At 70.8% G+C, this 20,248-nt stretch carries 16 protein-coding genes; 5 read left to right on the forward strand and 11 right to left on the reverse strand.

Annotated elements, in window-relative coordinates; genetic code table 11:
- Positions 1-139: 139 nt before the first annotated feature.
- Both gap and tkt read right to left on the reverse strand, forming a co-directional pair.
- On the reverse strand, positions 140-1,141 hold the full coding sequence (gene gap / locus AVS7_RS14970) for a type I glyceraldehyde-3-phosphate dehydrogenase (protein ID WP_020229194.1): 1,002 nt from the start codon (positions 1,139-1,141) through the stop codon (positions 140-142).
- A gap of 42 nt (positions 1,142-1,183) precedes the next feature.
- Entirely contained in the window at positions 1,184-3,241 is a 2,058-nt protein-coding gene (gene tkt, locus AVS7_RS14975; RefSeq protein WP_034691026.1) for a transketolase, read from the reverse strand.
- A gap of 154 nt (positions 3,242-3,395) precedes the next feature.
- Between tkt and AVS7_RS14980 the strand changes: the two genes are divergently transcribed.
- The gene (locus AVS7_RS14980) at positions 3,396-3,722 is read left to right on the forward strand and encodes a BON domain-containing protein (RefSeq protein ID WP_020229196.1); all 327 of its coding nucleotides are present in this window, start codon (positions 3,396-3,398) and stop codon (positions 3,720-3,722) included.
- An 80-nt stretch (positions 3,723-3,802) separates the two neighbouring features.
- Here the strand turns inward: AVS7_RS14980 and AVS7_RS14985 are convergent, their stop codons facing one another.
- From AVS7_RS14985 to AVS7_RS15000, 4 genes are read right to left on the reverse strand one after another with little or no spacing between them, the layout of a single operon-like run.
- Entirely contained in the window at positions 3,803-4,588 is a 786-nt protein-coding gene (locus AVS7_RS14985) for an enoyl-CoA hydratase/isomerase family protein (protein WP_020229197.1), read from the reverse strand.
- 4 nt (positions 4,589-4,592) lie between these two features.
- The gene (locus AVS7_RS14990; RefSeq protein WP_020229198.1) at positions 4,593-5,567 is read right to left on the reverse strand and encodes a tripartite tricarboxylate transporter substrate binding protein; all 975 of its coding nucleotides are present in this window, start codon (positions 5,565-5,567) and stop codon (positions 4,593-4,595) included.
- Positions 5,568-5,569: 2 nt separating this feature from the next.
- Entirely contained in the window at positions 5,570-7,114 is a 1,545-nt protein-coding gene (locus AVS7_RS14995) for an AMP-binding protein (RefSeq protein ID WP_020229199.1), read from the reverse strand.
- Positions 7,111-7,896 (reverse strand): enoyl-CoA hydratase/isomerase family protein, encoded by a 786-nt coding sequence (locus AVS7_RS15000; protein ID WP_020229200.1) that lies wholly within the window; start codon positions 7,894-7,896, stop codon positions 7,111-7,113. Before AVS7_RS15000 ends, AVS7_RS14995 begins: the two co-directional genes overlap by 4 nt.
- 137 nt (positions 7,897-8,033) lie before the next feature.
- Between AVS7_RS15000 and AVS7_RS15005 the strand changes: the two genes are divergently transcribed.
- On the forward strand, positions 8,034-8,900 hold the full coding sequence (locus tag AVS7_RS15005; protein ID WP_020229201.1) for a LysR family transcriptional regulator: 867 nt from the start codon (positions 8,034-8,036) through the stop codon (positions 8,898-8,900).
- A 58-nt stretch (positions 8,901-8,958) separates the two neighbouring features.
- Here AVS7_RS15005 and AVS7_RS15010 read toward each other — a convergent pair whose 3' ends face one another.
- Positions 8,959-9,261 (reverse strand): TfoX/Sxy family DNA transformation protein, encoded by a 303-nt coding sequence (locus tag AVS7_RS15010; protein WP_024001635.1) that lies wholly within the window; start codon positions 9,259-9,261, stop codon positions 8,959-8,961.
- A gap of 151 nt (positions 9,262-9,412) precedes the next feature.
- Here AVS7_RS15010 and AVS7_RS15015 point away from each other — a divergent pair, with 151 nt between their 5' ends.
- A complete protein-coding gene (locus AVS7_RS15015; protein ID WP_020229203.1) occupies positions 9,413-10,513 on the forward strand; it encodes a DNA glycosylase AlkZ-like family protein in 1,101 nt (366 codons plus the stop codon).
- A 4-nt stretch (positions 10,514-10,517) separates the two neighbouring features.
- On the opposite strand, the gene AVS7_RS15020 is transcribed toward AVS7_RS15015, so the two are convergent.
- From AVS7_RS15020 to AVS7_RS15035, 4 genes are all read right to left on the reverse strand, one after another.
- The gene (locus AVS7_RS15020) at positions 10,518-10,961 is read right to left on the reverse strand and encodes a hypothetical protein (RefSeq protein ID WP_020229204.1); all 444 of its coding nucleotides are present in this window, start codon (positions 10,959-10,961) and stop codon (positions 10,518-10,520) included.
- A gap of 74 nt (positions 10,962-11,035) precedes the next feature.
- Positions 11,036-13,906 carry an IPTL-CTERM sorting domain-containing protein gene (locus AVS7_RS15025; RefSeq protein WP_020229205.1) on the reverse strand — a complete coding sequence of 957 codons (2,871 nt, stop codon included), beginning with the start codon at positions 13,904-13,906 and terminating at the stop codon, positions 11,036-11,038.
- A 286-nt stretch (positions 13,907-14,192) separates the two neighbouring features.
- Entirely contained in the window at positions 14,193-16,589 is a 2,397-nt protein-coding gene (locus tag AVS7_RS15030; protein ID WP_020229206.1) for a glycosyl hydrolase family 18 protein, read from the reverse strand.
- Positions 16,590-16,781: 192 nt separating this feature from the next.
- On the reverse strand, positions 16,782-17,747 hold the full coding sequence (locus AVS7_RS15035) for an AraC family transcriptional regulator (protein WP_020229207.1): 966 nt from the start codon (positions 17,745-17,747) through the stop codon (positions 16,782-16,784).
- 142 nt (positions 17,748-17,889) lie between these two features.
- On the opposite strand from AVS7_RS15035, the gene AVS7_RS15040 reads away from it, so the two are divergent.
- Together AVS7_RS15040 and AVS7_RS15045 are read left to right on the forward strand one after the other, a co-directional pair.
- Complete coding sequence (locus AVS7_RS15040; protein WP_024001637.1) at positions 17,890-18,990, forward strand: helix-turn-helix transcriptional regulator; 1,101 nt, start codon at positions 17,890-17,892, stop codon at positions 18,988-18,990.
- Between the two features lie 268 nt (positions 18,991-19,258).
- Positions 19,259-20,182 (forward strand): tripartite tricarboxylate transporter substrate binding protein, encoded by a 924-nt coding sequence (locus tag AVS7_RS15045; RefSeq protein WP_020229209.1) that lies wholly within the window; start codon positions 19,259-19,261, stop codon positions 20,180-20,182.
- Positions 20,183-20,248: the final 66 nt, after the last annotated feature.

Raw genomic sequence — 20,248 nt, forward strand, 5'->3', positions numbered from 1 at the left:
GTAGCGATTTCCGGACCGTTCTGATCCGCGTTAAGGATATTTGACGGCGCTCCGGGGGCTTGCGTATGCAAAAACAGGGGTGGCGCCGCCAAAAAAAACGCGCCCCGCAGGGCGCGTTTCTAGCAACGGGAGCGTGGGCTCACTTGCTGGCCATCACGCGGACCATCTCCAGGCACTTGTTGGAGTAGCCCCATTCGTTGTCGTACCAGGCGACGAGCTTCACGAAGGTCTTGTCCAGCGCGATGCCGGCCTCGGCGTCGAACACCGAGGTGCAGGTCTCGCCGCGGAAGTCGGTGGCCACCACCTTGTCCTCGGTGTAGCCCAGCACGCCCTTGAGGGCGCCTTCGGACTGGGCCTTCATCTCGGCCTTGATCTCGTCGTAGCTGGCTTCCTTCTCCAGCTCCACCGTCAGGTCCACCACCGACACGTCGGAGGTGGGCACGCGGAAGGACATGCCGGTCAGCTTCTTGTTGAGCGCGGGGATCACCACGCCCACGGCCTTGGCGGCGCCGGTGCTGCTGGGGATGATGTTCTCCAGGATGCCGCGGCCGCCGCGCCAGTCCTTGTTGCTGGGGCCGTCCACGGTCTTCTGCGTGGCGGTGGCGGCGTGCACGGTGGTCATCAGGCCGCGCTTGATGCCCCACTTGTCGTTGAGCACCTTGGCGATGGGCGCCAGGCAGTTCGTAGTGCAGGAGGCGTTGGAGATGATGGCCTGGCCCGCGTAGGTCTGGCAGTTCACGCCGAAGACGAACATGGGCGTGTCGTCCTTGGAGGGAGCGGACATCAGCACCTTCTTGGCGCCGGCGGCCAGGTGCTTCTCGGCGCTGGCCTTGTCCAGGAACAGGCCCGTGGACTCGATCACGATGTCGGCGCCGACCTCGTTCCACTTCAGGTTGGCGGGGTCGCGCTCCTGCGTCAGGCGGATCTTCTTGCCGTTGACGGTGAGCGTGTTGCCCTCGACCGATACTTCGCCCTTGAAGCGGCCGTGCACCGAGTCGTAGCGCAGCATGTAGGCCAGGTATTCGGGCTCCAGCAGGTCGTTGATGCCGACGACCTCGATGTCGGAGAAGTTCTGCACTGCCGAGCGCAGCACGTTGCGGCCGATGCGGCCGAAGCCGTTGATGCCGATCTTGATGGTCATGGTCAATCTCTCCTCAAAGTTGCAATGTCGAAACCGGGGGATTCATTTCGCGCGGCGCAGCGCGGCCTGCACCGTGTCGGCCACGTTCTCGGCCGTGAAGCCGAAGTGCTTGAACAGCACGCCGGCCGGCGCCGACTCGCCGAAGGTGTCGATGCCCACCACGGCGGCGCAGCCGTACTTCCACCAGAAGTCGGTCACGCCCATTTCCACGGCGACGCGCGGCAGGTTGGCGGGCAGCACCAGCTTCTTGTACTTCGCTTCCTCGCGGTCGAAGGTCGTGGTGCTGGGCATGGAGACCACGCGTACGGCGATCTTGCGCTCGGCCAGGAGCTTCTGCGCGGCCAGGGCGAGCTGCACCTCGGAGCCGGTGGCGATGATGACCGCCTGGGCGCGTTTCTTGAGGCCGATGTCCTTGGGCTCGGAGAGGATGTAGGCGCCGCGCGAGATGTCGCCCAGGTCGCTCTTGGGTGCGTAGGGCAGGTTCTGGCGCGAGAGAAGCAACGCGGTGGGCTTGTCGCGGTTGGACAGGGCCACGCTCCAGGCCACGGCCGTCTCGGCCGTATCGCCGGGGCGCCACACGTCCAGGTTGGGGATCAGGCGCAGGCTGGCCGCGTGCTCGATGGACTGGTGCGTGGGTCCGTCCTCGCCCAGGCCGATGGAGTCGTGCGTGAACACGTGGATCACGCGCTGCTTCATCAGCGCGGCCATGCGGATCGCGTTGCGGCTGTAGTCGCTGAACGTGAGGAAGGTGCCGCCATAGGGGATGTAGCCGCCGTGCAGCGCGATGCCGTTCATGACCGCGGCCATGCCGAACTCGCGCACGCCGTAGTTGATGTGGCGTCCGCCAATCTTGAAGGTCTGCTCGCCCAGCACCACCTCGGTCTGCACCACGTGGCCCTGCTCGTCGAAGCGCAGCGCGGGCGTGCTCTTGGTGTTGGTGAGGTTGGAGCCGGTCAGGTCGGCGCTGCCGCCCAGCAGCTCGGGCAGGCGGGCGGTGAAGGCCTCCAGCGCGATCTGGCTGGCCTTGCGGCTGGCCACGGTCTCGGCCTTGGTGTGGGCGGCCACCACGGCGTCCACGGCGGTCTGCGCGAAGTGCTTGGGCAGGTCGCCCGCCATGCGGCGCGTGAACTCCGCGGCCTGCTCGGGGAAGGCGGCGGCGTAGGCGGCGAAGCGCTCATTCCACTCGGATTCGGCGGCGGTGCCGGCGTCCTTGGCGTTCCAGTCGGCGTAGACCTCGGCGGGGATCTCGAACGGCGCGCTGCTCCAGCCCAGCGCGCTGCGCGTCAGGGCGATTTCCTCGGCGCCCAGCGGCTCGCCGTGCGCCTTGGCGGTGTTGGCGCGGTTGGGCGAGCCCTTGCCGATGGCCGTCCTGCAGACGATGAAGCTGGGCTTGTCGGCGCTGGCCTTCGCGCTGGCGATGGCCGCGGCCACGGCGTCGGCGTCATGGCCGTCCACGGGGCCGATCACGTTCCAGCCGCAGGCGCGCAGTCGCGCGGGCGTGTCGTCCACGAACCAGGGGGCCACCTGGCCGTCGATGCTGATGCCGTTGTCGTCGTAGAGCGCGATCAGCTTGTTCAGCTTCCACGCGCCGGCGAGCGAGATCGCCTCCTGGCTGATGCCTTCCATCAGGCAGCCGTCGCCCAGGAACACGTAGGTGTGGTGGTCGACGATGGCATGGCCGTCGCGGTTGAACTCGGCGGCCAGCAGCTTCTCGGCCAGCGCGAAGCCCACGGCGTTGGTGATGCCCTGGCCCAGCGGGCCGGTGGTGGTTTCCACGCCGGGGGTGATGCCGTGCTCGGGGTGGCCGGCCGTCTTGCTGTGCAGCTGGCGGAAGTTCTTCAGCTCCTCGATGGGCAGCGGGTAGCCCGTGAGGTGCAGCAGCGCGTACAGCAGCATGGAGCCGTGGCCGTTGGAGAGCACGAAGCGGTCGCGGTCGGCCCACTGTGGGTTCGCGGGGTTGTGCCGCAGGTGGCGGCCCCACAGCGCCACGGCCATGTCGGCCATGCCCATCGGGGCACCGGGGTGGCCGGAATTGGCTTGTTGAACGGCATCCATTGCGAGTGCGCGGATCGCATTCGCCATTTGTTGAGAGTTGGCCATGAAGAGGGGGCGCCGCGCGGCGGGCGCGAGTTGTCTAGCAAAGCCCGCGATTTTACCGGGGCCCCCGCCGCAACAGGATTCTTGACAATCGGAGCCGGTATGCCGCCCGATACTCGGGGCTTCCGCAACGACCTCAGGAAGGGAACCGACCGCCATGAAGAAATCCATCACCCGCGCCCTCATGACCGCCGCCTTCGCAGGCGCCACCCTGGGCCTGCTGGCGGGCTGCTCCGTCGCGCGCAAGCAGGAAACCGTGGGCGAATACATCGACGGCTCGGCCGTCACCACCGCCGTGAAGGCCCAGCTGGCTAACGACCCCGCCACGTCGGCCGCCGCCATCCACGTCAAGACCATCGACGGCGGCGTCGTGCAGCTGTCGGGCTTCGCCAAGTCGCAGGCCGAGAAGAACCGCGCGGGCGAGGTGGCACGCTCCGTCAAGGGCGTGACCGAGGTGCGCAACAGCCTCATCGTCAAGCCCTGAAGAGTCGTTCAGTCAAAAAGGCTGCCTGCGCTTGTCTGGCAAGCGCGGGCAGCTATTGTTTTTGATGAGGAGGCTCCAGGCTACCGCCCGGTGAAGACCGGGCGCCGCTTCTCGGCGAAAGCCCGGGCGGCTTCGCGGAAATCCTCGCTGCGGTCGGCGCGCAGCACCATGGCGTCGAGCGATTCGCGCTCCTGTTCCACGCGGCCTGCCAGCACGGCGTTGAGCTGGGCCTTGGAGCCGGCGATGGACAGCGGCGCGGCCTGCGCCATGCCCGCGCCGAACGCGAAGGCCGCCTCCACCGCATCGCCATCGGCGAGAGTGTCGAGATAGCCCACGCGGTGCGACTCGGCGGCGTCGTACAGCGCGGCTTCGTATACCCAGCGGCGCGCGTTCGACGCGCCGATCAGCCATGCCAGGCGCTGCAGCTGGACCGTGGGGTACACCAGCCCGAGCTTGGCCACCGGCACGCCGACGCGCGCGGTGGCGTCTCCCACGCGGAAGTCGCAGCACATGGCCAGACTGCAGCCGCCGCCCACGCAGACGCCGGAGACCGCGGCGATCACCGGCTTGGGCGCGGCCTGCACGGCGGCATAGCACTCCTGGATGCGCGCGCGCCACACGTTCTTTTCCACCTCGTCGGTGACGGCGGAAAACGCCACCACGTCGTCGCCGGCGCAGAAATGGCCGCCCGCGCCCGTGAGCACGATGAGCTTGACCGAAGGGTCGGCGCCGAGCGTTTCGAACGCCGCCTTCAGGTCGGTCCAGGCCGCGAAGTCGCAGGCATTGCGCCGGTGCGGCCGTGCGATGGAGACCAGGGCGCGGCCCTCGCCGCGATGCTCGATACGGATGTCTGATGCAGAGGCCATGTCGTCAATCCGCCTTGATGGAGCTGCTCTGGATGAGCTTGCCCCACTGGGCCAGCTCCTGGGACAGGCGCTGGATCGCCTCCTGCGGCGTGGAGGCGGCGCGCTCGATGCCCAGCGTCTGGAAGCGCGCCTGCACGTCGGGCATCTGCAGGATCTTGGCGATCTCGTGGTTCAGCCGCTGCACCACGGGCTGGGGCGTGGCCGCCGGGGCCAGCACGGCGTAGACGGACGCGACCTCGAAGCCGGGGTAGCCGGCCTCGCGCGTGGTAGGCACGTCGCGCAGCGCACCGATGCGCTCGCGCGTGGTCACCGCCAGGGGGCGCAGCTTGCCGGACTTGAGGTTGGCGACGGCCGTGGGCACGGTGGCGAACATCAGGCTCAACTGGCCGGCCATCAGGTCGGTGATGGCGGGCGCCGCGCCGCGGTAGGGGATGTGCACCATGCTCACGCCCGCCTGCTGCTTGAACATCTCGCCGGCCACGTGCTCGATGGAGCCGTTGCCCGCCGAGCCGTAGTCCATGCCGCCGGGCCGGGCTTTGGCGGCCTTCACCAGGTCGGCCACCGAGCGCGCGGGCAGCGCTTCGTTGACCACCAGCACCAGCGGCAGGTAGCCCACGGTCGAGACGCCCGCGAAGTCCTTGTCGAGGTGGTAGCCCGCCGTGGCGGGGTAGAGCAGCGAGTTCATCGCGTAGGTGGTGACCGGCGCCATCAGCAGCGTGTGCCCGTCGGGCGCGGCCTTGGCGACGAACTGCGCGCCGATGTTGCCCGACGCGCCTGCCTTGTTGTCCACCACCACGGGCTTGCCCAGGGCGTCGCCGAGCTTTTGCGACAGCAGGCGCGCCACCGCGTCCACCGCGCCGCCGGCCGCGTAGCCCACGACCATCGTCACCTGGCGCGAGGGATAGTCCTGCGCGAACGGCGCCGTGCAGGCCAGCGCCGCTGCGCAGACGGCCAGGCAGTGCTTGAGGTACTTTTTCATGGTCAGCTCCGGGGTTGTTCGGCGTCCCATGCGCCGGAAAGGGTACGGGGCAGCTCGTTCTTGCGGATGCGCTGCGTGGGGGTCTTGGGGAATTCGTCGATGAAGGCGACGAAGCGCGGCACCTGGAAGGCCGGCATGCGCGGCCTGCACCAGTCCACCAGGTCCTGCGGCGCCAGTTGCGTGCCCTCGGCCAGGCGCACGAAGAGCTTGAGTTCCTCGTCGCCCAGCTCGCTGGGCACGCCGACCACCGCGCATTCGGCGATGGCGGGGTGTTCGCCGATCACGCGCTCCACTTCCCAGGCCGAGATGTTGATGCCGCGCCGGCGCACCGTGTCCTTCTTGCGCCCGGCGAAGTAGTAGTAGCCGGCCTCGTCGCGCCGCGCCAGGTCACCGCTGCAGAACCACTCGCCGCGCCGCGCGGCCTCGGTGGCCTCCTCGTTGCGGAAATAGCCCAGGAAGTGCAGGCCGGGCACGCGCGCGCGCACGCAGATTTCGCCCGGCTGGCCCACGGGCACCTCGTGGCCTTCGTCGTCGGTGAGCTTCAGGTCGAAGAACGACAGCGGCTGGCCGATGGAGAACTTGGGGCCCTGCGGGTTGACGGTGACGAAGGTGATCATCTCCGACAGGCCGTAGCCCTCGCGCATCTCCACGCCGAAGCGCTGCGAGAACACGTCCCACACCTCGGGCGGGCATCCGCCGCCCCAGGCGATGCGCACCTGGTGGTCGCGGTCGTTGTCCTTTGGCGGCTGCTTGAGCAGCATGGGCAGCACGCCGCCCAGGTAGTGGATGTGCGTGACGCCATGGCGGCGGCACTGGTCCCAGAACTGCGAGGCGCTGAACTTCTCCACCATCGCCAGCGTGAGCTTCTGCAGGATGGCGGCGATGCACACGGCCACGCCCGCGCCGTGGTGCAGCGATTCCCACAGCAGGAACACGTCGCCCGGCTGCGCGCCCGTGAGGCGCAGCGTGCCCATGGGGCCGGCGCGCAGCGTGCGGTCGGACTTGTTCACGCCCTTGGGCGCGCCCGTGGTGCCCGAGCTGGGCGTGAGGGCGATGATGTCGTCCGGCCCCGGCTCCACGGCGGGCGGCGCGCTGTCGGCATGCGCGAGCAGCGCGGCGAAGTCGTCCTGCGCGCCGCCGCGCCACAGCGCCATCTCCACGGCGTTGGCGGGCAGCGCCTCGGCCAGCACCTCGGCATATTCCACGTCGGCAATCAGCGCGCGCGGCGCGAAGGCCTCGAACGGGTAGGCCAGCGACGCGCACTTGAAGCCGGTGTTGACCGGCACGCGCACCAGCCCCACCTTGGCGAGCGCAAGGATCGCCACCAGGTGGTCCGGGTGGCTGGGCAGCATCAGCGCCACGCGGTCGCCGGGCTGCAACCCCCGCGTCAGCAGCGCATTGGCCACGCGGTTCACCTGGGCGTCGATCTCGCCGAAGGTGTGGTCGCGGTCCTGGAACTTGAGCAGCACGTGGCCGGGGTCTTCCTTGGCCCGGCGGTCCATGATGCGGCGCAGCGTCTCGTCGCCGACCGGCGGCATCTCGATCATGGCTGGGCCCCTCCCAGCGCGTGGCCGCGCTCGGCCATGAAGCTCTCCATCTTGCGGGCGGGCTCGCCCGAGGCATAGGACTCGCGGTGCGCGCGGATGGCGGCGTCGATGGTCTGGCGGAAGCCCGCCTCGGTCATGTCGGCGAACCAGGCGCGGTCCAGGCGCATCGCCAGCGGGGCCTTGGCGGCCAGTTGTTCGGCGATCTCCAGTGCCTTGGGCAGCACATCCGCGCGCGGCACCAGGTGGTGGATCAGGCCGATCTCGCGGCACTCCTGCGCGGCCATCATGCGGCCCGTCAGCGTGAGCTCGATGGTGCGCGACATGCCCAGGATCTCCTTCATGATCCACGGCCCCGTGATGCTGGCGATGCCGGAGTTGATCTCGGGCTGGCCCATCTTCACCTCGGCATGGCCCACGCGGATGTCGCACAGCAGCGCCACCTGGAAGGCCGAGCCGGCGGCCGTGCCGTTGAGCGCGGCCACGATGGGCTTGGTCAGGCGCCGCAGCGTGCCGTAGAAGGCTTCCCACTCGCGGATCCAGCTCTCCGCCCGGTCGGCGTCGAAGTCGTGCGCCTCGGCGAAGTCCTGCCCGGCGGAGAACGCGCGCTCGCCCGCGCCGGTCATGACGACCGCGCCGATCGCGGCGTCGCGGTCGTAGTCGCGCAAGGCCGCCACGATCTGGTCGCGCATGGCCTTGTCCCAGGCATTGAGCTTGGACGGTTTGTTGAGCGTGATCAGGCCCACGGGCCCGCGGCGCTCGAGGAGAACGGCGGAAGAGGTCATTGGAGGCGTCGGCTGAACCGGCGTTGGGTGGTGATGCCTCGGAAGAATAGGAAGCGCATAGCATGTCGTCCAATGACAAGTTATGCCGAGTGCATATCCGTCTGGATATACTGGCCGCTGCCAAGCAGGAGACGCCCATGCGCTGGAAGCTGATCGAAACCTTTCGCGCGGTGATGCTCACGCGGTCGATGACGGTGGCCGCGCACGACCTGCACACCTCGCAGCCCAACGTCAGCCGCGCCATCGGGCAGCTGGAGGCAATGGTCGGCTTCCCCCTGTTCGTGCGGCTGGGCGGGCGCCTGACGCCCACGCCTGAGGCCGAAGCGTTCTTCCAGTCGGTGCAGCGCTGGTTCCTCGGCATGGAAGTGCTGGCGGACAGCGCCAAGCAGATCCGCGAAGTGGGCTCGGGCACGCTGCGCATCGGCGCGGTGGCGTCGCTTGCCATGAGCGTCATGCCGGAAGCCATGCACGCGTTTCGCCTGCGGTACCCGGACGCATCCGTTTCCATCCACACGGGCGACTCGGCCACGGTGGCGAAGTGGACCGCGAACCGGTACGTGGACCTGGGCCTGGTGACCAACCTGGATGACACGCCGGGCCTGCAGTCCACGCTGTGGGCCGAGGAAAACGGCGTGTGCATCGTTCCCGAGGGGCACCGGCTGGCGGGCCGGGCCGTGGTGCGCAGCGCCGATCTGGACGACGAAACCTTCATCTCGCTGACCCAGGGCGACGGCACGCGCGCGGTGGTGGACGCGGCGTTCGTGCCCGACAGGCGGCGGCTGACGCTGGATGCGCCCTATTCGGCGGTCATCTGCCGCATGGTGAGCCTGGGGCTGGGCGTGAGCGTGCTCAATCCGCTCGTCGTGCGGCATCTGGACCTGGCCGGCATTCAGGTGCTGCCCTTCGAGCCCCGCGTGAATTTCGCCCGCTACATCCTCATGGCGCAGCAGCAGGCGCCATCCGTACTGATGCGCGTCTTCGTGGAGTGCCTGGACGGCATGTAGCCTGGAACGGGCGCGCCCGCGCAGGGTTCAAGTGAAAAGTGCCTCCAGCGCTTGCCCATCAAGCGCGAGCAGCTATGGTTTTCGAAGTCCGTGCGCAGGCCTGGCGCGGGGTGCATGCCAGTGCGCGCAGCAACCGGGCGCGGTGCTCGCGCTCCACCTGCCGCCAGGGCTGGCCCGTCAGCACGGCCTCCAGCGACCAGAGCAGGGGCAGGCCCACATGGACGTTGGCCGCCTGGGCGCGCACGTAGGCCTCCACGCTGCCCAGCGCGCGCAGCTCCTGCAGCGAATGGATGCCCGCGCGCGCCAGCATATGCCGCGCGAGCGGGTCGAGTCCGGGCAAGGAGGCGGGGGGAGGGGTCATCGGCGGCCGAAGGAAGGGAAACGCGGCCGATTCTGGGCAAACGCCCGTGCGCGCGCCATGCACAGCGCATGCGAAGACTCACATTTGAAGGATTTTCACGATTGCGGCGCGCCCTGCTTGCGGCGGCGCGGCGTTCCGTCATGATGCCGCCATGCCCTCTGCTCCCACCCTGGACCATCTGCGCCGCCACGCCGTCGCGCGCACGCTGTTTGCGCCCACCACGCTGCCGCGTGCCATCGCGCGGCTGGGCTTCGTCCAGGCCGATCCGATCCGCGCGCCGGCCCGCGCGCAGGACCTCACGCTGCGCCACCGCGTGCGCGGCTACCGCACCGGCGACCTGGAGCGGCGCTATGTGCGGCTGGGGCTGGAGGAAGACTTCTTCGTCAACTATGGCTTCCTGCCACCCCGGCACGCGGCGCTGATGCACCCGCGCACGCCGCGCACGGCCTGGACGCCCGAGCGCGAGCGCCAGGCCGCTGCCGTGCTGGAGTTCGTGCGCGCCAGCGGCGCCGTGCATCCGCGCGAGGTCGAGGCGCGCTTCGCCCACGGCAAGGCGAGCAACTGGTTCGGCGGCAGCACCACCGCCAGTGCCCAGCTGCTGGACGCCATGCACTACCGCGGCCTGCTGCGCGTGGCGCGGCGCGAGGGCGGCACGCGGCTCTACGCCGTGCGGACGCCAGCAGAGGACGAGGGCGCCAGCGCAATGGCGCGCATGGATGCGCTGGTGGACCTGGCCGTCGCCAAATACGCGCCGCTGCCCGCCGCCAGCCTGGGCCGGCTGCTGAGCCACCTGCGCGGCGGCGCCCCGCAATGGGCCGCCGAGCGCGCCGGCGCCTTGGCCCGCGCCCGCCGGCGGCTGGCGCATGCGCGCGTCGATGGCGTGGACTGGTACTGGCCCGCCGGCGAGAACCCCGCCGCCGCGCGCTGGCGCCCGCCGCAGGGCGTGCGCCTGCTCACGCCGTTCGACCCGGTGGTGTGGGACCGGCGCCGTTTCGAGCTGCTGTGGGGCTGGGCCTACCGCTTCGAGGCCTACACGCCCGCGCCCCGGCGCCAGCTGGGCTACTACGCGCTGCCGCTGCTGTGGTGCGAGCAGGTGATCGGCTGGGGCAACCTCGCGGTGGTGCAGGGCGGGGCGGGCGCGCAGCTGCAGGCGCAATTCGGCTATGTGGCCGGCCGGCCGCCGCGCGAGGCGGCGTTCCACGCCGCGCTGGACGAGGAACTGGCGCGGATGCGTGCGTTCCTGGGCGTTTGACGGCTTACTTCTTCTTGCGCGCGCGCATCAGCTCCAGGTTCGCGCGCTGCGCGGGCGTGAAGCCTTGCACCGCCTTGGCCGCGCCGGGGGCCTTCTCCACCGCCAGGGCCATGCCCGCGTGCAGAGCCGCCAGCGTGGCGGTGGCGTATTCGGTGGAAGTGAGGCCATGGCGCGCGAGGATGGCGCGCACGCGCGGGTCGGCGTCGAGCTTGCGGGCGATGTCTTCGACCGACTCGTCGTCGTCGTTGCTGTCCTCGTCCTCGCTCTGTTTCTTCTTGGCCGGGGGCAGCTTGTGGGCCTCGGCGGTGGCGGCTTCCATGCGGTCCAGCAGCGCGGGCGTGAGGCGGAAGGTGGCCGGGTCGGCAGCCCAGGCGCTGGTGACGGTGACGACGAGGGCCATGGCGGCGAGGACGAAGAAGGTGAGCGCGCCGGTGATGAGTCGCAGCATGCGGAAGTTCTTTCAGGAAATTGAATGAAAAAACGGCTCCAGCGCTTAGGGAATAAACGCTGGAAGCTATCGAATCAGGAGTGATTCGCTTGGCGGCGCACGCCCGCGAACAGCATCATCGCGGCCAGCAGCATCACGCCCCACTGCGACAGCGTGGGCACCGGCTGCACAGGTCCCGGCCCGGGGCCAGGCCCCGGCCCGGCCGTGGGCGTCACGCTGCCCGTGGGCGGGGCCGAGGTACTGCCGCCCTCGGCGTTCGCCGTCACGGTGAAGGTGTAGGCCGTGCCGTTGGTGAGGCCCGTCACCGTGCAGCTTGTCGCGGGGTACTGCACGGTGCAGCTCGCGCCGCCGGGCTGGGCGGTGACGGTGTAGCTCGCGGGCTGGGGCACGCCGGCTGGGTGGTCCCAGGCGACGGTGACCTGCGCGTTGCCCGGCGTGGCCGTCACGTTGCGCGGTGCGCCCGGGGCGCCGGGCGACGGGGCGCGCAGCTCGAAGACGTAGGCGCTCGAAGCAATCGCGTTGCTGAACACCCGCGCCTGGTACAGCCCCGCGGGCAGCCACGTGGGCAGGGCGCGCGATTCGTAGCTGCCCGCGTCCGACAGTTGCGCGTCCAGCCACGCCACCGGGCCGCCGTCCATGCGCTCCAGGCGCACCAGCGGCAGGTTGCCGGCGGCCTGTGCGGTGCCGCCGCCGCTGCCCTCGCTGTCGCTGGTGAAGCCCGTGCCCAGCAGCACCAGCCGCGATCCATGGTTGATCTGCGTGAAGGCGTTGCCGATGACCGGGCGCGGGCGCGTGGTGGCCTGGGGCTGGATGGCGAGGGGCTGGTCGGGCTGGCCCACGCCGCCGTAGTAGCCGCCCGCCACCAGCAGCTCGCCGCTGTCCAGCAGCGCCACCGCGTGGTGGCGGCGGGTCTGCGGCAGTGTTTGAAAGCTCCAGGTGCCCGCGAGCGGGTCGAACAGCTCCATGCGCGCCGACGCCGCCACGCCGCTGCGCCAGCCGCCCACCACCGCCACGCGGCCGTCGGGCAGCAGCGTGGCCGTGTGGTAGGCGTGCGCCTCGCTCATCGTGGGCACGGGGCCCCAGGTGTCGGTGGCCGGGTCGTAGATCTCGGCGCTGTTCAGGTAGCTGCCGCCGAAGCCGCCCGCGACGAGCACGCGGCCGTCGGGCAGCAGCGTGGCGGTGTGCCCGTTGCGCGCCTGCAGCATGCCGGCCGCGCCCGCCCAGGTGTTCGCCACGGGGTCGTACAGCGCGGCGCTGGCCAGCTGGCCGCTGGCCGACAGGCCGCCCGCCACCAGCACGCGCCCGTCGCGCAGCAGCGTGGCCGAGTGGAAGGCGCGCGGCGCGGGCATGGGCGCGGCGGCCACCCAGCGGTTCTGCGCGGGCTGGTAGACCTCGGCCTGGGCCAGGGTGGATGCGGCGTCGTTCTCCACGCCACGGCCCCCGGCCGCCAGCACGCCGCCGCCGGGCAGCAGCGTGGCCGTGTGGTAGTAGCGCGCCTGCGCCAGGTCGGGCACGGCGCTCCAGGCGTTGGCGCCGGGATCGTACAGCTCGGCGCTGGCCAGCACGCCGCTGCCGCCCAGGCCGCCCGCGGCCAGCACGCGGCCGCTGGGCAGCAGGGTCTGCGTGTGCTGCTGGCGCCAGGGCGCCACGGGCGTGCCCGCGGCGGTCCACGCATCGGCGGAGGGGCTGTAGCGCAGCGGCGGCGTGCCCACGCCGTTGCGCTGGCCGCCCGCCGTCAGCACCGTGCCATCGGCCAGCGGCGTGGCGACGGCGTGGTCCACCGTGGGGCGCGTGGCCAGGTTGCGCGTGGCGGGGGCCGCGGCGGGCCACAGGGTTTCGGGCGCGGACAGCGGACCGCTGGCGCCCAGGCCGCCCACGACCAGCACGCGCCCGCCCGGCAGCAGCGTGGCGGTGTGGCTGGCTCGGGCCTGGGACATGGCTCCGCTGAGAGAGGCGATGTTGGTGGCAGGGTTGTAGTACACGGCGCCCAGGTGCAGGCCGCCGGTGCCGGCGTGGGCGCCGCCGACCATCAATACGCGGCCGTCAGGCAGCAGCGTGGCGCTGTGGCGCGTGCGCTCGCCAATGCCCGCTGCAGCGGTCCAGGTGCCGGCCTGCGGGTCGTAGATGAAGGGCAGGCCGGGCACGGGCGCGCCCCCCGCGCTCTCGCCCCCCGCGACGTACACGCGGCCATCGGGCAGCAGCGTCGCGGTGTGGTGCATGCGCTGCTCGCCAGAGGGCAGCGGCGTGGCCGCGCTCCAGCTGTTGCTGAGGGGGTCGTACAGCGCGTTGTTCACCGTGGCGGCCTCGCCGTTGTCCATGCCCGCTACGACCAGCACGCGGCCGTTGGGCAGCAATGTGGCCGTGTGGTGGCGTGCCCCCAGGCCGGGCATCTGGCCCGCACTGCTCCAGGTGCGGCTGGCGGGGTCGTAGATCTCGGCCGAGCGCAGCGCTGCCTGCCCGGCGCCGCCCTCGCCGCCCGCGACCAGCACGCGGCCGTCGCGCAGCACGGTGGCGGTGTGGTGGCGGCGGGCCACGGCCAGGTCGGGCACGGGGGTGAAGGCGTCGTCCTCGGGGTCGTAGGTGTAGGCCGTGCGCAGCGGCCCACCGGTGGTGCTGGTGCCGCCAGCGACCAGCACGGTGCCGTTGCGCAGCAGCGTACCGGTGTGGCTGCTGCGTGGCTGCGGCAGCGGGGCGGCGGCGGTCCACTGGCCGCTGCCGCCGTCATGGCGCAGCGTGGTGGCCAGGGCGTTGCCGCCCGCATCCTGGCCGCCCGCCAGCAGCACGGCGCCGCCGGGCAGCAGCGTGGCGGTGTGGTGCGTGCGGGCGCCGCTGAAGTCGGCGCCGGGCGACCACTGGGCCTGGGCGGCGGTGGCCAGCAGCAGGCCCAGGGATACGGCGCTGGCGTGCAGCCAGCGCCGCAAGCCCGTGGTGGGGATGGAGGGCATGGTGGAGATCCTTGTGTTGCAAGAAAAAAGGCCGTGGCGCTTATGGGGTAAGCGCTGGCAGCTATCGAATCAGGAGTTCATCGCGCGCGGGGCACGGGACGCCGCCGTGCATCAGGCGGCGAAAGCGGTGGGGTGGCAGTGGTGGCGTGGCGCATGGGGCTCCCTCGGAGGCTGAAACAGCAACGGCCCCGCTGTGCGGGGCCGTTGTGATTCTTCTGAGAGCGGGGTGCGCTGGCGACAGCCGGGCGTGCGGGTTTGGGAGCCCGGCGTGCGCAAGTGCGCGGTGTCAGGGAACCTGCACGGTCACCGCCTCGGACAGCGGCCCCTCGTTGCCCGCCGCGTCGATCATCGCCACCTGGTAGCGGTGGCTGCCGCTGGGCGCCGCCGTGTCGGTGTAGCTGGCGCCTTCGGAGACGGTGGCGATGGCCGCGCCGTCGCGGTACACGCGGTAGCCCGCTGCGCTGGCATGCAGGAACGACTGCTTGACGGCCTGCATCAGCGGGTTGGCGTTCTGCTGCGGCAGGTAGCCGTAGTTCACCGCCCACACCAGCGTGCCGCCCAGGTTCTGCTCGCGTACCCACTTGCCTTTTTCGGCGATGGAGCGTTCGTCCTCGTAGCTCAGGTAGGTGACGGGGGCCACGCTGGCGCGCCACCAGGGTTGGCTGTAGCTGATGTAGCTCTGCTTGGCCACGTCGTCCCAGTGGTACTGCGCGCCGGGTTGGCCGAAGGCGTTGTCCTCGACGAGGCGCTGGTAGTTATTCACGTCGTCGAAGTTGTTGGACTGGCCGGCCATGCCTTCCAGGCTCTGGCGCGGGCCGGTGACGGGCTGGTTGAAGTACAGCCCGTACAGGCCGATGCCGATGCCCAGCTTGGCGCGCGGCACGCCCGCGTTCAGGTACGCCTGCACGGTCGACGCGATAGACGTGGGGTGCAGCGGGCCTTCGCCGAACAGCGGCGAGTGATGCCAGCTCAGCCAGCCCCAGTCGCCGGACATGCCGTAGCTCATCAGGTTGAAGCGGTCCACGGCCTGGGCGATCTCGACGTGCCAGGCGGTGACTTCGTCGAAGTTGACGTTGACCCAGAAGGCGGGCCAGCTGATCTCAAGCGGCGTGGCGCCCTGGTAGCGCGGGCGCTGCTGCGATGCGGCACGCAGCTCGCGCAGCAGGGCCAGGGCCTGGGCGCGGCCTTCGGGGCTGTCCAGCTCTTCTTCCCAGTCGATGTCCACGCCGTCGTAGTTCTTCTGCTCGGCCTTGTCGAGGATCTGGCGGATGAAGCCCGCGCGGATGGCCGGGTTGGCCGTTGCGGCCATGAAGCCCGGGCCGTCGGTGGCCCCGCCGACCATCATCACGGCCTTCACGCCCGCTGCGTGGGCCTGTGCGATGAGCGTGTCTTCCACCTCATGGTGTGCGTTGTCCGCACCCTCCATCAGCTCGCCTGCCTGCCCGCCCAGCGGGCCGGCACCCGGCGCGTAGCGGCCGAAGACGAAGTGGGTCATGGCGCTCATGTCGATGGCCTCGGGCGGGTAGGTGCGCCAGAACCAGCCGGCGTAGTAGCCGTAGACCCATTTGCCGCTCTGGGTGACGGCGTTCCAGCCCAGGCGCACGCCCTGCGGCGTGGTGGTGGCGTTGACGCCGCCCACCTGCGGCAGCGGGTTGACGGCATCCACCGCGACCTGGGCCGTGGCGCTGGCGGTCTGCCCGGCGCCGTTGCTGCAGGTGAGGGTGTAGGCCGTGCTGGCGGCGGGGCGCACCAGCTCTTCGCCCGAGGCCGGGCGCGCGCCGCTCCAGCCGCCCGATGCGGTGCACGAGGCCGCGCCGGTGGCCTGCCAGGCCAGGCGTGCGCTGTCGCCGGGGTTCACGCGCGAGGGCGTGGCGCCGAAGCTGGCGATGGCCGGCGGCGCGGGCGGCGGGCCGCCGCGCACGGTGACGGTGGCCGAGGCGCTGGCGGTGTCGCCCTGTGCGTTGTGGCACATGAGGCCGTAGGTGGTGGTGGCCTGCGGGCGCACGCTGGCGCTGCCGCTGGGGGCCTGCTCGCCGCTCCAGCCGCCGGTGGCGGTGCAGGCGGCGGCATGGTCGACGCTCCAGGCGAGGATGCTGGTGCCGCCGGCGTCCACCGTGTCGGGCTGCGCGGTGAAGGACTGGAACTGGGGTGGCGTGGGCGGCGGCGGGGCGCTGTCTTCCTCCACCACGAGCTGGGCGAGGCCTTCGCCACCGGCTTCGAAATACTCCATGCGCACCGTGTGGCTGCCGGCCGCCAGTGGCACGGAAGCCGTATCCATGGTGATGCCGTGCTCGGTCCAGTTGTCGATCACCTTGCGGCCGCCCACGAAGACACGCACGCCGTCATCGGTGAAAGTGACGAAGCGGGCGTTGCCGCCCGCGAAGGGCAGCGTGGCCGTCCAGCGGGCGGAAAAGCCGTCCACCGGCAGGCGGGCCGGGTCGGGGCTGCCGTGGCTGCCGGCCCAGTAGTGGTCGATGGGCCCGTTCTCGCAGCGCTGCAGCGCGGGAGGCCCCGACAGGGCGGTGTTGGGGAAGTACTCGGCCAGCCACTGGCCGGGCGCGCAGGCCTGGGCGAAGGCGTGCGTGCCCGTCAGCAGCAGCGCGGCGCCTGCCGCGCGCAGCACGTGGCCCGCGCGGCGCGCAAGGGGCCGGCCGGCGGCGCCGGCCGTTCGGGACGAAGGCATGGTGTGGTTCTCCTTGGAAGAAAAAGACGCGGCCGCAGCCGCGTGGAAGTGGCGAATGGGGCCGCGTTGGGGGCGAGTCTGCGCAAGCGGGCATGCGCTGGCGACAGCCGGGCGTGCGGTTTTTCGAGCCCGGCGTTCCCGCGGGGCGTTGCGCCACGAAAAAGAAGAAAAAAAGCCTGCAGTGCAGGTGTATCAAGCGCAGACAGCTATGTTTTTTGACAGTCCGGCCTGTCCGCCGCCGCGCACGCGCTTGAATGCCCGCGCCAGGATGGCGCCGCTGGAGTAGCCCACGGCATCCGCCGCCTGCTGCCACGTGGCGCCCTGCTCGCGCAGCAGGCGCGCGGCCAGGTACAGGCGCCAGCGCGCCAGGTAGCGCATGGGGGGCTGGCCCATCTGCGCCTGGAAGCGCTGGATGAAGGCGGTGCGGCTCATGTGGCACAGCGCGGCCAGCGCCTCCAGCGTCCAGTCCTCTGCGGGCCGGGTGTGGATGGCGTGCAGCGCGGCCAGCAGGCGCGCATCGCGCGCCGGGGGGGCCGCGGCGGGCGCGGCCAGGGGCGCCGCCACGCGGGCGGGATCGCGCAGCCAGGTGAGCGCCAGGTGCTGCATGAGCGCGTTCATGGTCTGGGTGAGGCCCACGCCCCGGCCGCCATGGAGGTCGGCCATCCACGCGACGAGCTGGGCCATGGTGGGCAGCCAGCCGGAGGCGTCGTCCCGGCGCAGCACCAGCACCGGCGGCAGCGCGGCCACCACGGGGTGCGCGGCCAGGCGCGAGGCCCAGTAGAAGCTGCCGCTCCAGGTCTGCCGGGGCGCCTGGCCCAGGGTGAGGTTCAGCGTGGCGCCATGGCGCTCGTAGCCGTGGGCGGCGTAGAGGTCCTCGAAGCGCTGCGCGGGGGCCTGGGCGTCGTTGTAGATGCGATGCCGCCCGGCACGGGGCAGCCAGGCCACGTCGCCCGCTTCCAGTGCCACGGGGGGCGCGCCGTCCCCGTTGCCCAGCCACTGCAGCCATGCGCCGCCGCTGCCCGCCACGTACAGCGGAGCACGGTTGCGGCTGCCGATCTCCATGCACATGTCGGCGCCGAGCTGGAGCTGGAAGTGCAGCAGGGGCCTGAAGGCGATGGCTTCGATGAGCGCGTCCTGGTGGTTGGCAAGGCAATTCATGGAGGGCGCAGCCTAGCGCGGCGCCGCGCGCGGCGCCCCACCCCGCAGGGATAGGGCGCGCCAGGAAGTGCGCGGCGTTGACGCGCGGCGGCCTCGGCCCTAGATTCGCACCCTCGTTCTCGCCTTCGCCCCGCCGCTGCGCATGTCCCCGCCCCGTTCCGCCCGCCAGGCCCTGGCCCGTCTGCACCAGATGGCCGGGCTGGACCTGCAGGGGCCGCAGCTCATCGCGCCGGTGCTGCAGGCGCTGCACGCGCTGGTGCCGTTCGATGCGGGCGGCTACGTCCACGCGGGCAGCGACGGGGTGCTGCAAACCCATCTGGAAGACCCCGGCATCCGTGCGCGGGAGGTGGACTACTTCGACCCGCGCATCCTGCGCAGCGAGGGCCAGATGTTCCATTGCAGCCTGCGCGACCTGGGGCACACGGTGCATCTGGGCAGCGGGCCGCTGCTGCTGGAGCAATTGCTGAAAGTGCCCCAGTCGCGGATGCTGCGCAGCGATTTCTACAACGTGGTGCTGCGCCCCTCGGGCGTGACCGACTGGGCCACGCTGGTGCTGCGCGCGGGCGGCCAGCGGGTGGGCACGCTGATCCTCTACCGCTACGCGGGTGCGCCGCCGTTCACGCGGGAGGAGCTGGACGTGCTGGCGCCGCTGCAGGCCCATTTGGCGCAGGTGCTGCAGCCCGGCGACCTGGATGCGCACGACAGCGAGGTGGTCGCCACCGGCCTGGTCATCGCCACGGACCGGGGCCGGCTGCAATGGGTCTCGCCCGAGGCCGAGACCCTCATGCAGCAGGCCTTCGGCTGGCGCTGGCGCGGCGCCGCGGGCGCGCTGCCCGCGCCGCTGCAGGAGCTGCTGCGGCGGCTGCATGCGCCTGCGCTGCCCGGCGAAGCCCTGCCGCTGCCGCAGATGGAGCTCAGCAACGCGCAGGGCTGGTTCTCGCTGCGCGCCACGCGCATGGCCGCCGCCACGGACACGCAGGGCGCCAGGCAGGCCGTGGCCCTGCACATCACGCGGCGCATGGCGCGCGGCGCGCGCCTGCTGTCGGCGCTGCAGGCGCTCGGCCTGCCCCGGCGCCAGCAGGAGCTGGCCTGGTGGCTGGCCCGCGGCCTGTCCGAATCGCAGATCGCCGAGCGCATGGGCATCAGCGCCAACACGGTGGTCTACCACCGGCGCCAGCTCTACAACCGGCTGGGGCTGCAGGGGCGCCAGGAGCTGCTGGGCAGTTTGCTCACGGGGCGTTGACTTCCTTCGCACGGCGCAGGGCGATGCGGGCAATCCCTTGCTTGACAATGTTTCCGGTGCCAATAAAGTCCGTACAAATAAAAATCCTAGATGGACTGTTCTGTTGGTTTTTGAAAAATTGTCCGGTCTATATTTTTGTCCTGCGGTGACTGCTTTCCGAAGCCGGACATGCTGAAACGCCGCAGGTGCCCATTCCCGAAAAATGGACAGAGGAGCCGCCCCGATGCAGCGTAGAAAGACAGCCACATTGCTTCTCTCCATGGCAGCGATGCTTGCAAGCACTGCCTGGGCCGAGGCGTTTCCCAGCAAGCCGGTGACCATCGTCGTGCCTTTCGCGCCGGGCGGTTCCGCGGACAGCCTGGCGCGCTTGCTGGGCAACGGCATGTCCAGGAAACTGGGCGTGCCCGTGGTGGTGGACAACCGCGTCGGCGCGTCCGGACAGATCGGCGCATCCGCGGTGGCGCGCAGCCCGGGCGATGGCTATACCTTGCTGATGACGACCAGTTCGGTGCAGGTGATCGGGCCTTTGATGGTCTCCAACCTGACGTGGGACCCCGTGCGCAGCTTCACTCCCATCCGCCTGGTCGCCATGCAGCCCCAGATCCTTGTCGCAAGCCATGAGATGAAGGCGGGCAGTCTCGGCGCGGTGCTCGACATCGCGCGCAGGAATCCCGGCCAGCTCAATTTCTCGTCGCTCGGGCCGACGACGAACCAAGCCGTCAGCATGATGTACTTGAACACGCGCGCCGGCGTGAAGATGACCCACGTGCCTTACAGCTCCGCAGCCACGATGTACCCCGACATCGTGAGCGGACGCATCGACCTGACGCTGGACACCATTCCGAATGCGCTGCCTTTCCTGCAAAAGGGGTCGGTGCGCGCGCTCGCGGTCACCTCCGCCCAGCGCATCCCCACGCTGCCCGACGTTCCCACCGTGGCGGAGGCTGGCGTGCCGAACTTCCAGGCCATCGCATGGTTCGGCGTGGTCGGCCCGGCCGGCATCGCGCAACCCGTGCTGGACAAACTGTCCGTCGCCTTGAACGAAGCGCTCGACAGCCCGGACTATGCGAACTGGCTGCGCACCAATTCCGCCCTGGCCGACCCCCAGGGCACGCCCGCCAGCTTTGCGCAATTCATCCAGAGCGAGCGGGATCTCTGGAAAAGCGCCATCGCGCGAAGCCAAACCCATTGAGCGGCGGCGCCCTCTCGCGCGGAAGCTGCCGAGCGATGCACCCTTGAGCAGGGGCGCCAGGAACTG

Origin of the sequence: Acidovorax sp. MR-S7, assembly GCF_000400995.2 — a bacterium.
GTDB lineage: Bacteria > Pseudomonadota > Gammaproteobacteria > Burkholderiales > Burkholderiaceae_C > MR-S7.

Bases quoted from the DNA above. Each gene is read 5' to 3' on its own strand.
- gap (WP_020229194.1), bottom strand. From the start codon at position 1,141: ATGACCATCAAGATCGGCATCAACGGCTTCGGCCGCATCGGCCGCAAC.
- tkt (WP_034691026.1), bottom strand. From the start codon at position 3,241: ATGGCCAACTCTCAACAAATGGCGAATGCGATCCGCGCACTCGCAATG.
- AVS7_RS14980 (WP_020229196.1), top strand. From the start codon at position 3,396: ATGAAGAAATCCATCACCCGCGCCCTCATGACCGCCGCCTTCGCAGGC.
- AVS7_RS14985 (WP_020229197.1), bottom strand. From the start codon at position 4,588: ATGGCCTCTGCATCAGACATCCGTATCGAGCATCGCGGCGAGGGCCGC.
- AVS7_RS14990 (WP_020229198.1), bottom strand. From the start codon at position 5,567: ATGAAAAAGTACCTCAAGCACTGCCTGGCCGTCTGCGCAGCGGCGCTG.
- AVS7_RS14995 (WP_020229199.1), bottom strand. From the start codon at position 7,114: ATGATCGAGATGCCGCCGGTCGGCGACGAGACGCTGCGCCGCATCATG.
- AVS7_RS15000 (WP_020229200.1), bottom strand. From the start codon at position 7,896: ATGACCTCTTCCGCCGTTCTCCTCGAGCGCCGCGGGCCCGTGGGCCTG.
- AVS7_RS15005 (WP_020229201.1), top strand. From the start codon at position 8,034: ATGCGCTGGAAGCTGATCGAAACCTTTCGCGCGGTGATGCTCACGCGG.
- AVS7_RS15010 (WP_024001635.1), bottom strand. From the start codon at position 9,261: ATGACCCCTCCCCCCGCCTCCTTGCCCGGACTCGACCCGCTCGCGCGG.
- AVS7_RS15015 (WP_020229203.1), top strand. From the start codon at position 9,413: ATGCCCTCTGCTCCCACCCTGGACCATCTGCGCCGCCACGCCGTCGCG.
- AVS7_RS15020 (WP_020229204.1), bottom strand. From the start codon at position 10,961: ATGCTGCGACTCATCACCGGCGCGCTCACCTTCTTCGTCCTCGCCGCC.
- AVS7_RS15025 (WP_020229205.1), bottom strand. From the start codon at position 13,906: ATGCCCTCCATCCCCACCACGGGCTTGCGGCGCTGGCTGCACGCCAGC.
- AVS7_RS15030 (WP_020229206.1), bottom strand. From the start codon at position 16,589: ATGCCTTCGTCCCGAACGGCCGGCGCCGCCGGCCGGCCCCTTGCGCGC.
- AVS7_RS15035 (WP_020229207.1), bottom strand. From the start codon at position 17,747: ATGAATTGCCTTGCCAACCACCAGGACGCGCTCATCGAAGCCATCGCC.
- AVS7_RS15040 (WP_024001637.1), top strand. From the start codon at position 17,890: ATGTCCCCGCCCCGTTCCGCCCGCCAGGCCCTGGCCCGTCTGCACCAG.
- AVS7_RS15045 (WP_020229209.1), top strand. From the start codon at position 19,259: ATGCTTGCAAGCACTGCCTGGGCCGAGGCGTTTCCCAGCAAGCCGGTG.